Here is a 15,450-nt window from a genome sequence, read left to right as displayed (position 1 = left end):
GACTTATGATGCGATCACAACAATATCTTGGACAGGCCTGGGTTCCGTTTCGCAATTTGCGGCTTTTCGGACGGAAGAGTGCCAGGTTTGGGCGGGAGAGCAGCCGGTCTCGCGGGACTGGGGTCAACATTCGGATCGGAACTGCGCGATGTTCTGATCCAGCGCTGGGGATGGCTGATTGCGCCGTCCGCGAAAGATCTGGGTTTTGCGGTCCGGACTTCGGTCGCGGCGATCCTGTCCCTGCTCATCGCCATGTGGATGGAACTGGACAGCCCGCAATGGGCGCCGCTGACCGTCTGGGTCGTGGCGACGGCCTCGCGCGGGGAGAGCCTGTCCAAGGCGCGCTGGCGGTTTGCAGGAACCATCATCGGGGGCTGCATGGGCGTGGCCCTGATCGCGGCCTTTCCTCAACAGGCGGGACTGTTCTTCATCGCGCTCGCGCTCTGGATCGGGCTGTGCTGCGGCTGGGCGACGTTTCTGGACGGTTATCGGCGCTACGGATTTCTCGTCATCAGCTTCACCTCCGCCATCGTGGCGACTGGCGCGATCAGCCAGCCTGACGATGTTTTCAACGTCGCCATGGCGCGCGGCACGTACATCATGCTCGGAACGCTCTGCGAAGCGGTCATGGCGGCGCTCTTCCTGCCCAATGTCCAGAAGGAAGCGCGGCAGAGGCTTCTGGGACGTCTGCAACAGATTACCGCCAAGGTCGCCTCCCACGCGGAAATCCTGCGGGCAGGCGGGTTTGATCCGGAAACCGAAAGCCGCCTGCTGACCGAACTGGTCGATGCCAACAGCCGTATCGAGTTCGACGTTCTCGAAATGGGGTCCAGAACCCGGCGCAGCGCGGATCATGCGCGTGCCGTTCTGGCGCGTTTGCTGGCAGTCCTCGCGCGGGCGCAGGGCGGGGCGACCGGGATTGACGTGGATCGGGATCTTGAGGCGGCCCAGAACCATATTCAGGCGATCATCACGCCGCCGCGTCATGACCACTTCCGTTTCCGCACGCGTTCTCCGCGTCATATGCTCGAAGCGGTGTTCAACGGATTGCGGGCTGCAACCGGCATTATGGGCGCCTGGCTTCTCTGGGAAGTGACGGCCTGGCCTTCGGGGCCGGCTTTCGTGTCCTTTGTGGCGCTGGTCTATGGGTTGCTGGCGACCCGCGAAATCCCCGCGCTGGCATCGTCCGGTTTCTATCGTGGCGCGGTCTGGTGCGCTGGCGTGGCGGGGATCTATGCGTTTTTCGTCGTGCCCGCTGTCACGGCGCCGGAATATCTGGCGCTGCTTCTGATGGTTCCGATGGTGATTGGCGGTCTGGCCGCCCGGACGCCGAAGCTCGTGAACCACGCCTTTTCGTTCAACATGTTCCTGCCCGTCCTGATCGGCCCGTCAAATCTCATGCGCTATGACGAAGTATCGTTCCTCAATGGTGCCAGCGCGTTTCTGGGAGCGGTCATTTTCGCGCGCGTCACGTTCGGCGTGGTATTTCCGTTCCGGGCTGACAGTCACCTCAGGCGCACCTCGGCCTGGGTCGAGCAGCAGCTTCGCTTCATCGCACGGGGTGGCGGGCAGACGGTTCATCAATGGCTGGCGATCAATGCTGCCAGCATGGTGCGGGCCGTGCGCAACTGTCAGGGCGTCCCGCGGGACGTGATGCTGACCTATATGGCGCGGCATCTTCATACGATGGCGCTGGGCCTGTGGGTGATCGAACTGCGTGATGCAGCGGCACGGGAAGCGACGCCTGTGCCGGTCCGCAAACGGTTGCAGGTTTTTCTGCGGGCCTGGTTCCGCAAAGGCGATAGTGCGGCTCCGCTGGCGCGGACTGTGGCCCAGTCGCTGCGGAATGATCCTGCCGTTGAACCCGACGTCCGAACCGCCCTGCAACGGCTGGCGGGGGACATGCCCCCGTCTGCCTGATCAGCCTTCCTGATCAGATAGTGTCGACCGTACCGCCATCGACGCGCAGGGCCGCGCCGGTCGTGGCGGAAGACAGGGGCGAGGCGGCATAGGCGACAAGGTTGGCCACTTCATCGACCGTGGCCATACGGCGCAGGATGTTGCTCGGGCGGTGCTTCTGCACGAACTCTGCCGCCAGTTCCGCAACAGGGCGGGTGCTGCCGGGGTTCTGGGCCTTGAGCATGTCCTCGACACCTTCGGACAGCGTGGGGCCGGGCAACACTGAATTGACCGTCACGTTCGTGCCCGCCATCAGCTTCGCCAGCCCGCGGGCCAGACCCAGCATGGCGGTCTTGCTGACACCGTAATCCACCATTTCGACCGGGATGTTCAGCGCGGATTCCGATGCAATGAACAGCACGCGCCCCCAGTTGCGCTCCTTCATGCCCGGCATATAGGCGCGGGACAGGCGCACGCCGGAGAACAGGTTCACCTCAAACAGGTGCTGCCAGCTGTCATCCGTTGTCTCGAAAAAATCGTTCGGCCCGAAGATGCCGGCATTGTTGATCAGGATATCAATGTTGCTTTCGGCTTCGAACAGCGTCTTGCAGCCTTCTGGCGTTCCGACATCGGCGACCACACTGCGGAAGGTGCCCCCCGGCACGGCCTTGCCCAGCTTTTCGAGCGCGCCGTCGATGCTGTCCTGCTTGCGGCCATTGATGATGACGGTTGCCCCGGCCTCACCCAGTTTGCGGGCAATGGCAAGGCCGATCCCGCCGGTTGAGCCGGTGACGAGGGCAGTGCGGCCGCTCAGATCGAGGTTCAGCATGGCAAACTCCTGAAAATGTGATCACGTTCCGACAGAAACGTAAGAAAGGCGAAAAAGTGGCCATTCCATTGTAGAGGTTTCATGACAGGATGCGAGGGACGCCAGATCTGCTATGACTGACACGGTCCCGGGGTGGGAAACGTTCGGATGAGCAGGGCTTGAGGAGAGGCAATGGATCGCGGGGAGGACGCAGCAGGAGGAACCGAAGCGCTGATGCTCCGTCCGGCTCCGGCCGGTGGCCGTGCCTCTGTTCTGTGCGTCCATCTTCTGGCCCTTGCCGCCGCCGAGGGGGGCGGTGAGGCTGCTCTGCTGGTGCGCGATACCGAAGGGGTGCGCATCCTGGGCGGTGAGGCGAGCACGATTGCCTATGAAGGCGCGGCCTGTCTCATGGACGGACAGTCCGTCGATTCCTGTACCGTACGCCTCCTGCCGGTCCGCTCCGGTGTGGTCGAGGTGTGGCTGTGCGTGCGGCAGAACGCGCCGGCCCTTGAGCATGTTCTGGCCCTGTGCGCCCTTCAGGTGGATGAACTGCTGCGCGAACATGCAGCGTCCACGTCGCCGGAAGAGGAGGAGCATGCGCTTATGGAGCGGATGCAGCTCCGGATGCAGCGCATGGCGGATACGGCGGAGGTTGCCTTCTACCGCTGTGATTTCGCAGCGCGGATGGTGACGGGAGATGCGCGGTTCGCCCGTATCTGGGGCCTGCCGCCCGAACGGCTGGCCGTGGGTGTCCCCATTGATGAACTGATGCTGTCCCTCCATCCCGAAGACCGGCGCGTCTATGACGGAAATGTCGAGGAGGATCTGCGGGAAGACGGATGCTACGAATTGCGGTTCCGGATTCTTGTTCCGGTTCTCTCGGCGCTTTCGCGGGCGGAGTCTTCCCGCCGACGGCCGATGCTCCGGCATGTCTTGCTGCGGGGATGGCGCGAAGATGAAAGCCGCCCCGACGGACGCCGCAGTGTCGGGCTGGCGATGGATGTGTCGTCCGCATCCATGACGGCGGAAGCCCTGCGCTCCAGTGAGGCGTTCACGCGGCTGCTGCTGTCCAGCCTGCCCGACTGCATCCATATCCTCGACTGTGACGGCTGCATCCGTTTCGTCAATGAGGGCGGCATAAAATCCATGGAAATGGACAGCCCGATCATCATGCACGGGCTGCCCTGGGTTGATCTGTGGCGCGGGCAGCCGCGTCGGCGTGCGGCCCTGGCGGTGCAGACCGCGCTGGAAGGCGAGACGGCACGCTTTCAGGGCTATGCCATGACCATGCGCGGGCAGCGCCGGTTCTGGGACGTGGCCGTTACCCCGGTGTTTGGCGAGGACGGGGACGTCCAGCGTCTGCTGGCAATCGGCCGCGATCTGACGGAGGCCAACCAGTCGGCCGAGAGACTTCAGCTCGCACTGGATGCCGGAGCAATCGCCGGGACCTGGATGTGGGATGACAGCGCATCCCGCATGACGGGGGATGCCAGGCTGGCCCTGACGCTCGGGCTTGATCCGGCCCGGCTGCGCGAAGGCGTCATGCCGAACGTCATCTATGACGCCGTGGACCCCCGGGACCGCTTTGCCGTAGTGCAGGCCGTGACGGCGGCAACGCGGCGGGGCGGGAAATGCCGTTTCGAGTTCCGGGTGGACACTCCGGAAGGCCAGCGCTGGTTCGAAGGCAATGGCCGCTGCGATCTGGGAGAAGAAGGGCGGGTAGCCCGTTTTCCGGGCATCGTCTTCGACATCGACCGCAGCAAGCGTCAGGCCCTGCGTCAGGCCGCCCTCGTCGAACTGGGAGACCAGCTCCGGGCGCTTGACGATACGGGCATGATGGAAGAGGTCGCCGCCCATATCATCTGCCGGGAACTGGATGCCAGCGGCGCGGGCTACGGTCTCATCAATGATGACGGCACGGGCATGACCGTCAGCGGCGTCGCCGAGGCACGGCGGCCCCTGCTGGGCGTGCGGATGTTCGCGGATTACGGCGAGTTCAGGCCGCTCCTGATCCGGGGTGAAGCCGTGGCCATTTCGGATGTCCGCACCAATGCCCTGACGGCGGGATATGATGCACGCTACGAAGTCGAGAATATCGTAGCACTCCTCTGCATCCCGATTTTCAAGTTCGGGCGCTTCGTGGGGCTGATGTTCGTCTGCCATGATACGCCGCATGTCTGGACCGAAGAGGAAATCGTCTTCACCCGTGCCGTTGCGGACCGCACCCATGCCTCCATGCGTCAGGCCCGCACGCAGCAGCAGATCCGCGATCTCAACGTCATGCTTGAAGAGCGCATCCTGCAACGCACCCGTGAGCGCGACCGGCTGTGGAACATCGCACGTGACCTGTTCATCATTATTGACCGCCGTGGCTATTACGTCGCGGTCAGCCCGAGCTGGGAGGAGATGCAGGGTTACAGGGCCGAGGAACTCGCTGGGCTGCGGCTGGATGCGCTGTGCCATCCCGATGACAGACAGACGGTCTGGGACACGTTCGACCGGCTGATTACCGGCACGCCCTGGCCAACGGCGGGGCTGGACGTGCGGATACGGCGTTCTGACGGAACCTGGCGGACCTATAACTGGAGCTGTAACGACGAGGGTGATGCGATCTATGCGGTCGGGCGGGATCTGACCGAGCGCAACGAACTGGAAGAACAGCTCCGTCAGGCGCAGAAAATGGAGGCTGTCGGGCAGCTCACCGGTGGTCTGGCGCATGATTTCAACAATCTGCTTGCCGGGATCGGGGGCGGGCTGGAACTGCTGGGCATGCGGATCGCACAGGGCCGGATGGACGGGCTGGAGCGTTACATCACGGCCTCGCAGGAGGCGGTTCATCGGGCCGCGTCCCTGACCCATCGTCTTCTGGCCTTTTCCCGCCGCCAGACCCTCGATCCCACGCCGACGGACATGAACGCGCTTGTCCGCGGACTGGAGAGCCTGCTCCGGGGTACGGTCGGACCGGGGATAGAGCTTGTTTTTGACCTCCAGCCGGATCTCTGGCTGACGCGCGTGGATTCTAACCAGCTCGAAAACGCTGTCCTGAATTTGTGCATCAATGCCCGGGACGCCATGCACAACCATGGGATGACGCTGCGGCTGAAGAGCGAAAACCGTCTCCTGACAGCTGACGCGGCAGCCGATATGTCCATCCGGCCGGGCGATTATGTCGTCCTGACGGTAGAGGATGAAGGCTGTGGCATGCCGCCTGAAATCGTCCAGCGCGCCTTTGATCCGTTCTTCACTACCAAGCCGCTGGGAGAAGGAACAGGGCTTGGTCTGAGCATGATCTACGGCTTCACCCAGCAGTCAGGCGGACAGGTGGAAATCCGCTCCATCCCCGGACAGGGAACGAGTGTGTCCCTCTGGCTGCCGCGTTATCACGGGCAGGATGTGATGCGCACCGATGCGCCGTCATTGCCGCGCACGCCCCAGCCGCGTCTTCTGGAAGGACGCAGGGTTCTGGTCGTGGACGACGAGGACGCCGTGCGCATGATCGTGGCGGACATGGTGACGGATCTGGGCGGGGTCGTGCTGACGGCATGTGACGGCCCGTCCGCGCTGGCTCTGGCTGCGCAGGACGAGCCACCATCGGTCCTTATCAGTGATATCGGCATGCCGGGCGGGATGAATGGCCGCGAACTGGGCGAGCAGCTGATGAAACGCTGGCCCGCGCTGAAAGTCCTGTTCATCACGGGCTATGCCGAGCAGAGCATTCTGGGCGATCAGCCCCTGGCGCCGGGATGTGCGCTGCTGGTCAAGCCGTTCACGGTTGCGACATTCACCCGCAAACTGGGCATTCTGCTGAGCGGCGACTGAACCCGTCGTTCGGGCCGGACGTTGGACAGACATCACATCACGCGCGTGTAATTCATTCTTCAACCCAGCAGGGAGACAGACATGTCCTCACAGGTTCCATCCGCCGATGCCCAGACGGTGATTTCCTTTCATGACGGTCACACCATGCCCCAGATCGGGCTGGGAGTCTGGGAAACGCCACCGGATGAGACCGCCAGGGTTGTGAAGGAAGCCGTAAAGCTCGGTTATCGTTCCGTCGATACAGCGCGGCTTTACAAAAATGAGGCAGGCGTTGGTGAGGGACTGGAAGACCATCCGGACGTCTTTCTCACGACCAAGCTGTGGAATGACGAGCAGGGCTATGACAGGACCATGCGCGCCTATGAGGAAAGCGCCCGCCTGCTGCATCGTCCGGTGCTGGACCTGTATCTGATTCACTGGCCGATGCCGGATCAGGGCCAGTATGTCGAGACATGGAAGGCACTGGTCGAGCTGAAAAAGTCAGGCCGGGTGAAGTCCATCGGCGTCTCCAACTTTGAGCCGGAACATCTGGAGCGGATCATGGACGCGACAGGTGTGGTGCCGGTCGTCAACCAGATCGAGCTACATCCCGATTTCCAGCAGCGTGCCCTGCGCGAATTTCATGAGCAGCACAATATCCGCACCGAGTCCTGGCGTCCGCTGGGCAAGGGGCGCGTCCTCACTGACGAACGGATCGGGAAAATCGCTGAAAAGCACAGCCGAACTCCGGCACAGGTCGTGATCCGCTGGCATCTTCAGAACGGGCTGATCGTTATTCCCAAATCGGTCAATCCGAAGCGTCTGGCGGAAAATCTGGACGTGTTCGGCTTTGTGCTGGACAGGGACGACATGCAGGCGATCGGGGAAATGGATCGCAAGGATGGCCGGATGGGCGCTGACCCGAATACGGCCAAATTCTGAGAAATATTCCCGGTTAGCAACATTAAGTAAAAAACCGGGCCTGTGCTATGGGCTGCCTCATGCAACCGGAAGGTGGATGGCATGAGGCAGCGTTTCAGTCTGGGTTTTGGGGCGATACTGGCAGTTTTTGCAGGGCTCGGAGGCACCGCTGCCAGCGCCCAGACCGTGGGAGAGCAGACCGCGACCGGACAGGGCAAGGCCTGGACGGATCAGTGGTTTTCTGACGTTTCCTTTGGCGCGCAGATTGAAGGTGGCGTGATGGGCAGTTCCAGCCACCCCGCCAGCAACCTAAATTTCGGCCAGCTTCTCTCGCCTTACGCCGATCAGGCGACGCTGAACCAGCTGACCTTCACGTTCACAAAACCGGTCGATCCGATCGGCGGCGGGTATGGTCTGGGGATGAACCTGCGGATGCTCTATGGCTCCGACGCCCGCAGCTATACGATCGCCGGTGTTTCCGACCGCTGGATCAATGGCCGCTATCAGGCCATGCCAGTCTTCGCCAATGTCGCGATCCATATGCCCTGGTTCACGGCCAAAGGGCTGGACGGGCAGATCGGTATCCTGACGTCCCCCATGGGCGTGGAAACGCTCGATCCCTCCACTCGCGCTTTCTATACGCTGGCCTATACGACCGAATATTCCACGCCGTTCGAGCATGTGGGCGGCATGTTCCAGCTCCATCTGGACGATCATTTCGATCTTCAGTTCGGCGCGGATACCGGCAACCAGACGTCTTTCGGACGCGGCGACAATAATGGCCGTCCTGCCGGCTATATCGGTGTCACGGGCAACAATCTGGCGGACGGGCATCTGTCTTTCACCTATCTGCTGCGGGTCGGACCGGAAAATGCCGTACGCTCGCTTGGGCCGCGGGCCAATGGTGCCATGCGGTACTGGAACGATCTGAACGGGACCTGGACGTTTTCGAAGAAATGGAGCGTCACGGCGGAGCTGAACCAGCTTCACGATGAAGGACTGCGCGCCGATACGTGGAGTGCGGTCGTCTGGGGCGGGTGGCACATTCATCCCAATCTGACGGTCAATGCACGCGCCGAACTGTACCGGGACAATACCGGGAGTTTTGTGGCCAGTTTCGCCGAGAACGAGGGGTATGCACAGGCCATGCTCGGCAATCCGACGCGCTCGGAATCCGCGCCTGCCACGACGTATGGCGCCCTGACGTTGAACACGGTCTGGCGGCCGGATGTGGGGCATCACGTCAAGCTGCTCCAGTTCCGGCCGGAACTGCGTTTTGACCGCTCGCTCAACAGCACCCGCCCGTTCGATGACCAGCACCATATGGGGCGCATCCTGTTTGGCGCGGACATGACGCTGGGCTTCTGAAGGGGAGGTGCGCTGGCCTGCGGATTATGGCAAGGAAGTCTTCATGACGACTCCGAACGAAACCGATTTCCGCAAGGCCATGTCCCACTTCGCCACGGGTGTGGCCGTGGTGACGGCCAAAGGCAGCGAAGGCGAGCAGGGCGCGACCATCAGCGCCCTGACCTCCGTCTCCCTCGATCCGCTCCTGCTGCTGATCTGCCTCAACCGTGCCAGTGCAACCTATCGCGCAATTGCGGAAGCCGGGGTGTTCGGACTTAGCATTCTGGGCAACGACCACAAGGACGTGGCGATGCTGTTTGCAAGCCGTACGGCCGACAAGTTCGGTTCGGACGTGATCGAACGTGCGGCGGATGGCACAGCCTTTGTGCGGGATTCACTGGTCAAGATGCACTGCGAACTGGTCGAGACATTCCAGGGCGGCACCCATGCCCTTTTCATGGCGCGGCCCGTTGATCTGGAACTCGACGAAAACCGCGCGCCCCTGCTGTATTTCCAGGGGCAGCTCGGGATCAGCCTTTAAGCCGCTTCGCTCCCCGTCCAGCGCTCCGTGGCCATCCGGATGGCTGGCGCAAGCGGGAAGAGGCGTGAGGGCGCCGAGCCGACATGGCCATGCCGGAGCAAGGCATTGCCATCCAGCGTGGCGCCAAAAGGCTGAAAACGCTCTATGTCCGTCACGGGCAGACACAGCCGGACCCACCGGCGCTCTCCCTCCACGGTGATGCAGGTTCCGTCCTGAAAGGTCGGGCCGTCCGGCCGGGCAAGCCGCTCGGCCAGATGCAGCGCCGTGCAGGTTTCCCACCCCGTTCCGATCATCAGCACCTGCGCATCCCTGTCCAACAGGGCAGCGAGCGGGGACTGTGCGCCGAACGGATCTTCCATCGGCTGACGCGCCAGAATATCCGCTGCCTGCGGTCCGAATGCACTGAACGAGACCTGCGGGTGCAGACTGCGCTGCACGCCGGGCCATGTCCTGAAGGTTTCAGCGATCTGTCCTACGCCGCGTGTCGGCGTCAGGCGCGGATCATAGGGCGGCATGGTCGCGCGGATCGTTTCCCACCAGCTTTCCGGGACCGGCTGATCGCACCAGCCTGACGGATCGCTCAGTGCGGAAGACTGCGCGGGCATGACGATCGTGCCCTCCGGCCCGACCGCCTGAAGCAGGGCCGAAATTACTGCTGGCGCCCCGCCGCAGACCCATCCGATCCGGCTCAGCGACGCATGGACCAGCAGCGTCATGCCGGGCGTGATCCCGAGACGCTGGAAATCCACCACAAGTCGGGCCTGCGTGACGGGCCCGCTGGAGCGGGCGATGGCGGCGGCTTCGGTCATGGACGGGTTCAGCCGCGGCCGCGATAGCCAGGGACGTCCTGCGCGGGAATCCACACGCCCTTCGGCGGCTCGCCCGTCTGCCAGAACACGTCAATCGGAATGCCGCCACGCGGATACCAATAGGCGCCAATGCGCAGCCATTGCGGGTCGAGCAGGGCGACCAGACGTTCAGCGATGGCGATGGAGCAGTCCTCATGGAACGCGCCATGATTGCGGAAGCTGGTCAGGAAGAGCTTGAGGGACTTGCTCTCCACGATCCATTCGCCGGGGATGTAATCGATGACGATATGCGCGAAATCCGGCTGTCCCGTGACCGGGCAGAGCGAGGTGAATTCTGGTGCCGTGAAGCGCACGACATACTGCCGCCCCTGATGCGGGGAAGGGACGCGCTCGAGGACGGCTTCCTCGGGACTCTGCGGCGTGGTGGTGGCGCGGCCGAGCTGGCTGAGGGCGTCGGTGCCGGGTGCGGACGGGCCAGTGGGCTGGTGGTCGGACATGATCTGAATTCCTCAAAGGGGCCGTGTTTTGTGTGATGTGGCCCAGCTTTCCCGCAGGCTCAAGGCATCTTCAGGACGAAAAGACAGTGACAGAGTTTGCATATTGGCGGGATTCGGTGCAGAAGACGGCGCAAATCCTCTCTTCGATGCCTCCCGTCTGGAAGACCACATGGAACTCCGTAATATCGCCATCATCGCGCACGTCGATCATGGCAAAACCACGCTGGTTGACGCGCTTCTCAAACAGTCCGGTTCTTTCCGCGACAACCAGCACGTTGCCGACCGCGCGATGGACAGCAACGACCTCGAGCGCGAGCGTGGCATCACCATTCTCGCCAAGTGCACGTCCGTCGTCTGGAAAGACACGCGCATCAACATCATCGATACCCCGGGCCACGCCGATTTCGGTGGTGAGGTCGAGCGTATCCTGAGCATGGTGGATGGCGCGATCATCCTCGTCGATGCTGCTGAAGGCGCACTGCCGCAGACCAAGTTCGTGCTTGGCAAGGCGCTGGCCCGTGGCATCCGTCCGATCGTCGTCGTCAACAAGATCGACCGTTCCGACGCCCGTCCGGACGAAGTGCACGAAGAAATCTTCGACCTGTTCGCTTCCCTCGGCGCCGACGAGTTCCAGCTCGACTTCCCGATGCTCTACGCTTCGGGCCGTCAGGGCTGGGCCGATCTGGAGCTGGACGGACCGAAGAAGGATCTGGCCCCGCTGTTCGACCTGGTGCTGCGCCATGTGCCGACGCCGAACGTGGACAAGGACGCGCCGTTCGGAATGGTCTCCACCATTCTCGAGAGCGACAACTTCCTGGGCCGTATCCTGACGGGTCGTATCGATCAGGGCCGTGCGAAGGTGAACATGCCGGTGCGCGTGCTGCGTCCGGATGGCACGGTTGTCGAGACCGGCCGTCTGACGAAGCTGCTCTCCTTCCGTGGCCTGGACCGCGTGCCCGTGGACGAAGCCGAAGCCGGTGACATCGTGGCCGTGGCCGGCCTGTCCGAAGCCACGATCCCTGACACGATCGCTGATCCGTCCGTCGAGGCGCCCCTGCCGTCGCGTCCGGTCGATCCGCCGACCCTGTCCATGACCTTTCGCATCAACGATGGCCCGCTGGGCGGTCGTGAAGGCAAGAAGGTGACGTCGCGCCAGATCCGTGACCGTCTCTTCAAGGAAACCGAAGGCAACGTGGCCATCAAGGTGACGGAAAGCCCGGAAAGCGAAGCGTTCGAAGTTGCCGGCCGTGGCGAACTCCAGCTTGGCGTGCTCATCGAGACGATGCGTCGCGAAGGCTTCGAACTGACGATCGGCCGTCCGCGCGTTCTCTTCCGTGAAAACGAAGAGACCGGCGAACGCGAAGAGCCGTTTGAAGAAGTCCTGGTGGACGTGGACGAGCCGTATTCCGGCGTTGTTGTCGAGAAGATGTCCCTGCGTAAGGGCGTCATGCAGGACATGCGTCCTTCCGGTGGCGGGAAGGTCCGTCTGACGTTCCTGATCCCGTCGCGTGGCCTGATCGGCTATCACGGCGAGTTCCTGACCGACACGCGCGGTACGGGCCTCATGAACCGTCTGTTCCACGGCTATCTGCCGTATGTCGGCCCGATCGAAGGCCGTCGCAACGGTTCGCTGATCTCCGCTGAAGACGGCACGACGACGCAGTACGCGCTGTTCTCCCTACAGGATCGCGGCACGATGTTCGTCGATGCCGGCGAGAAGATCTACACGGGCATGATCCTCGGCGAGCACTCGCGCGAGAATGATCTGGACGTCAATGCGGTCCGCGAAAAGAAGCTGACCAACATGCGTGCTTCCGGCAAGGACGAGGCCCTGCTTCTGACGCCGCCGCGCCGCATGAGCCTCGAGCAGGCCATCGCCTATATCGAGGACGATGAACTGGTCGAAGTCACGCCGTCTGCCATCCGCATCCGCAAGCGTTACCTGGATCCGCACGAGCGCAAGCGTGCCTCCAAGTCCCGCGAGGCCTGATCCGTCCTTCCGAGGATAGCGGTTAGAAAAAAGGCGTGTCCCGGATCTTCCGGGCGCGCCTTTTTTATGGTCGTGCAATAGAGTTTGTCTGAATTGAGGCGCGTTTTCGCAAGACACGGACAAGAGACTGAAATTTCATAAAGTTAATGCGCGACCCGGCAAAGCGGGAATGGTATCTTCAGCTTCAAGGTCACTTCAGGATTACTGAATGCTGACCCGTCTCTATTCTGTTTTGGAGCTTCGTTTCCAGATGCGTCTTTTCAACCGTTCCCTGATCGCCGCCGTCTCCGCCCTGGCCCTGACGGCTGCTCCGGCATTCGCCGACCCTGCCACGACGGCCGCTGCTGTTCCGCCGGCTGAAGCTCCTGCTGCTACGGCTCCTGCAACGGCAACGCCTTCCGAAGCTGCTCCGGCTGCGCCTTCCGCTGAGTCCGACGCTACGGGCACGAGCACAAAGAAGCATCACGGCAAGAAGCACCACCACAAGCACAAGCACCACAAGAAGACGTCCGCTCCGACGGATGCCACGACGTCCGACGCCGCTCCTTCCAACTGAGGACCGGCCCGCAGCTCTCTCGCAGAGCTACGGAATACGGAACGGGGTCTGCTCACGCAGGCCCCGTTTTTTTTGTGCAGCCGCTGATCTTACGCGCTCTGGCTGCTGGCCCGTGACGTCACGATGCAATCATTTGCGTGCATTGATGGCTCTCACTACGCTGATGGCATGACATCCTGTCTTCTGAGCTGGCACGGCTCCATTATCGCACGGCGCGGACTGGCGCTGTATCTGGCTTCCCTGTCCGATGTGATTGCGGGAAGAGCGGAACCCGTTTCACCCGCCGCGGATGACGGGCTGTTCGATATCGTGCCGGTTGAGCCCTCGCTCGCCCGGCCTGTCTATGCTTTGCGTGCGGGGCCTCTTTTTCTGACCGCAGCCCCGGATTGCAGATTTGGAACCGCATCGCAGATTCAGGCATGGGAGCAGTTTATCGCCCTGCCGATAGCCTGGCTTCCTGCACTGCAACGGCTGATCTCACGTCCCTGGCATGTTGCCGGTCCGGCCTTTGTGTCCGTGCGACCCGTAATACAGGACCTCGAGTTGCGGATCGGTGAGCTGTCCGTTCCCTTGGAACGTCTTGATATCCAGTCACGCGAAGACGGGTCTGTTCTTGTGTCGGACAGGCAAGGAGTTTCTGTGGAACTCGATCCGTGTCCATCCCCTGCGCTGCAGGCTCTTCTGGACGAGGTGCGACGCATTGTACGGCGCAGAGATCCCGAGCCTGCAATCCGTATCCGGGATTCCTATGCGGGTCTTCAGTCCGAAGCCTTCAAGGTTGCCCTCTATCCGGAAGATCTGTCCCGTCTGCGATATCTGGCGCTGATCTGTGTGGATTGTGGCGAGCTGGCGTTGGCGGAGCGTGCGCTGGAGCTGGCGCGTCGGGCCGATGATGGTCCGGACATGCTGTATTTCTCGGCTATTCTCGCAATGCGCTGCGGCCATCACCAGCAGGCCGCCGACCTGCTGCGCGACGCTTTGCTCAGGCGTTTCACCGACAGCAATGTCCTGCAGCGGACACAGGACCTCGACCATCGTCTGAGACACGGTGAAAACGCCCTTTTCCTTTTGCCGGACAGACTGCGTCACCTTCTTCTCGCGCCTTTCGACGAACTGTTCGACCGGGTTCTGATGCCCATGCCGCTTTCGGAAAAGGATGGACAGGACATCCGGCAGTCCTATGGCCATCGCTTTGAGGATGCGTCCCTGCGTCTGGCGATGGATGCCCGGGAAGCCCTGTTATTGCTGGACCGGCGCTTCAATGGTGACAATTACTGGAACGCGTTGTGCAGGGGGCATCAGTTCTGGCTCGCAGGGGAGACGGATGCCGCGGATCAGCATTATGCGGCGGCAAAGACCCTCGCCATCCGGACTGGTCTCATGCCGATCCATTACAACTGCGGTGTGTTTTCATGGCTGGGGGGGGCTGCGCGTCATGGAGTACCGGCACCCGTTTCAGACCGTCTGGGGATGGGGACATGGCACTGGGAATCCAGCACTGCTCCGGATGGCCGGTCTCCCGCGCTCAGTCTCGTTTTCGGATGCGACGCCGGGTATTTCCGTTTCCTGCCAAAGCTGCTGCTGTCACTGCTGAAGCTTTGTGCCGCCCGTCCGGACCCGTCCTTCCGGATCCGGCTGTGTCTGGGGATCGACAGCCCCACACCGGAGCAGCTTGTGTTCATGCGCGAGCTGATCGAGGCCGTGTCGCAAAAGGATTTCGGCCTCGATGTTACCCTGGCTCATGGCCGCCTGACATGGCGCGATGCCGCGACCTATACGGCGATCCGCTATCTGATGCTGCCCGAAGTGGTGCGGCGCTATGCCTGCCCGGTCATTACCGCCGATTGTGACGGCTATTTTCTCGATGATTTCCTGACGCTGTTCGATGATCTCAGGAACACCGCCGATTACGGTTTCCGGCTTTATGCCTACAACCATGAAGGACGCCAGACTTTCGGCGAGCCCTGGGGGTTTGGGGCCGGGATTTCATGGTTCGGGGAGGCGGACAGGCTGCCGGAGATTGCGGCGTTCCTGCATGACTATCTTCAGGTCGCGTACGACCCGGCGAATCCGACGAACTGGTGCATCGACCAGTGTGCGCTCGTCCAGTCTTTCCGGCGGTTCGTGGCGCCGCGCTGGAACGATCTGCGGATCCGTTTCATGGATGAAGGCACGCCGCTGATGGTCATGCCGCATCATGTGGGCGGCAAGGACGAACTCCTGCGCCGGGACGGAACTGTCTCGATGCAGGATGTCCGGGCGTTCCTTTCCCGTCCGTAAAAAC

11 protein-coding genes are annotated in these 15,450 nt (G+C 62.3%); 8 read left to right on the top strand and 3 right to left on the bottom strand.

Going from position 1 to position 15,450, the window contains the following annotated elements; genetic code table 11:
* The first annotated feature begins 78 nt into the window (after window positions 1-78).
* Entirely contained in the window at window positions 79-1,920 is a 1,842-nt protein-coding gene (locus tag HKD24_RS07245; RefSeq protein ID WP_322783293.1) for an FUSC family protein, read from the top strand.
* A 13-nt stretch (window positions 1,921-1,933) separates the two neighbouring features.
* Here HKD24_RS07245 and HKD24_RS07240 read toward each other — a convergent pair whose 3' ends face one another.
* On the bottom strand, window positions 1,934-2,728 hold the full coding sequence (locus HKD24_RS07240; RefSeq protein ID WP_194259675.1) for an SDR family NAD(P)-dependent oxidoreductase: 795 nt from the start codon (window positions 2,726-2,728) through the stop codon (window positions 1,934-1,936).
* A gap of 171 nt (window positions 2,729-2,899) precedes the next feature.
* On the opposite strand from HKD24_RS07240, the gene HKD24_RS07235 reads away from it, so the two are divergent.
* The 4 genes from HKD24_RS07235 (at window position 2,900) to HKD24_RS07220 (ending at window position 9,314) form a co-directional block, all read left to right on the top strand.
* The gene (locus HKD24_RS07235; RefSeq protein WP_194259674.1) at window positions 2,900-6,526 is read left to right on the top strand and encodes a PAS domain-containing protein; all 3,627 of its coding nucleotides are present in this window, start codon (window positions 2,900-2,902) and stop codon (window positions 6,524-6,526) included.
* Window positions 6,527-6,607: 81 nt separating this feature from the next.
* Window positions 6,608-7,447: an aldo/keto reductase gene (locus HKD24_RS07230; RefSeq protein WP_194259673.1), complete on the top strand. Its 840-nt coding sequence runs from the start codon at window positions 6,608-6,610 to the stop codon at window positions 7,445-7,447.
* Window positions 7,448-7,528: 81 nt separating this feature from the next.
* Window positions 7,529-8,794: an outer membrane beta-barrel protein gene (locus tag HKD24_RS07225; protein ID WP_194259672.1), complete on the top strand. Its 1,266-nt coding sequence runs from the start codon at window positions 7,529-7,531 to the stop codon at window positions 8,792-8,794.
* Window positions 8,795-8,837: 43 nt separating this feature from the next.
* Window positions 8,838-9,314, top strand: coding sequence for a flavin reductase family protein (locus HKD24_RS07220; RefSeq protein ID WP_194259671.1), 477 nt, complete (start codon window positions 8,838-8,840; stop codon window positions 9,312-9,314).
* Here the strand turns inward: HKD24_RS07220 and HKD24_RS07215 are convergent.
* A complete protein-coding gene (locus HKD24_RS07215; RefSeq protein ID WP_194259670.1) occupies window positions 9,311-10,123 on the bottom strand; it encodes an aminoglycoside N(3)-acetyltransferase in 813 nt (270 codons plus the stop codon). The genes HKD24_RS07220 and HKD24_RS07215 overlap by 4 nt on opposite strands.
* A gap of 8 nt (window positions 10,124-10,131) precedes the next feature.
* Window positions 10,132-10,620, bottom strand: coding sequence for a preQ(1) synthase (gene queF / locus HKD24_RS07210; protein ID WP_062501863.1), 489 nt, complete (start codon window positions 10,618-10,620; stop codon window positions 10,132-10,134).
* 169 nt (window positions 10,621-10,789) lie between these two features.
* Between queF and typA the strand changes: the two genes are divergently transcribed.
* From typA to HKD24_RS07195, 3 genes are all read left to right on the top strand, one after another.
* Window positions 10,790-12,610, top strand: a complete 1,821-nt coding sequence (gene typA, locus HKD24_RS07205; RefSeq protein WP_194259669.1) for a translational GTPase TypA — start codon at window positions 10,790-10,792, stop codon at window positions 12,608-12,610.
* Between the two features lie 208 nt (window positions 12,611-12,818).
* Entirely contained in the window at window positions 12,819-13,166 is a 348-nt protein-coding gene (locus HKD24_RS07200) for a hypothetical protein (RefSeq protein WP_194259668.1), read from the top strand.
* A 168-nt stretch (window positions 13,167-13,334) separates the two neighbouring features.
* Complete coding sequence (locus HKD24_RS07195; protein WP_194259667.1) at window positions 13,335-15,446, top strand: tetratricopeptide repeat protein; 2,112 nt, start codon at window positions 13,335-13,337, stop codon at window positions 15,444-15,446.
* Window positions 15,447-15,450 lie beyond the last annotated feature (4 nt).

Source organism: Gluconobacter vitians (assembly GCF_015244565.1).
GTDB classification, from domain to species: domain Bacteria; phylum Pseudomonadota; class Alphaproteobacteria; order Acetobacterales; family Acetobacteraceae; genus Gluconobacter; species Gluconobacter vitians.
Note: the sequence above shows the minus strand (reverse complement) of the source record. Positions and strands in the feature narration are given on the sequence as shown.

Bases quoted from the DNA above. Each gene is read 5' to 3' on its own strand.
- HKD24_RS07230 (WP_194259673.1), top strand. From the start codon at position 6,608: ATGTCCTCACAGGTTCCATCCGCCGATGCCCAGACGGTGATTTCCTTT.
- HKD24_RS07195 (WP_194259667.1), top strand. From the start codon at position 13,335: ATGACATCCTGTCTTCTGAGCTGGCACGGCTCCATTATCGCACGGCGC.
- typA (WP_194259669.1), top strand. From the start codon at position 10,790: ATGGAACTCCGTAATATCGCCATCATCGCGCACGTCGATCATGGCAAA.
- HKD24_RS07225 (WP_194259672.1), top strand. From the start codon at position 7,529: ATGAGGCAGCGTTTCAGTCTGGGTTTTGGGGCGATACTGGCAGTTTTT.
- HKD24_RS07240 (WP_194259675.1), bottom strand. From the start codon at position 2,728: ATGCTGAACCTCGATCTGAGCGGCCGCACTGCCCTCGTCACCGGCTCA.
- HKD24_RS07220 (WP_194259671.1), top strand. From the start codon at position 8,838: ATGACGACTCCGAACGAAACCGATTTCCGCAAGGCCATGTCCCACTTC.
- queF (WP_062501863.1), bottom strand. From the start codon at position 10,620: ATGTCCGACCACCAGCCCACTGGCCCGTCCGCACCCGGCACCGACGCC.
- HKD24_RS07235 (WP_194259674.1), top strand. From the start codon at position 2,900: ATGGATCGCGGGGAGGACGCAGCAGGAGGAACCGAAGCGCTGATGCTC.
- HKD24_RS07215 (WP_194259670.1), bottom strand. From the start codon at position 10,123: ATGACCGAAGCCGCCGCCATCGCCCGCTCCAGCGGGCCCGTCACGCAG.
- HKD24_RS07200 (WP_194259668.1), top strand. From the start codon at position 12,819: ATGCTGACCCGTCTCTATTCTGTTTTGGAGCTTCGTTTCCAGATGCGT.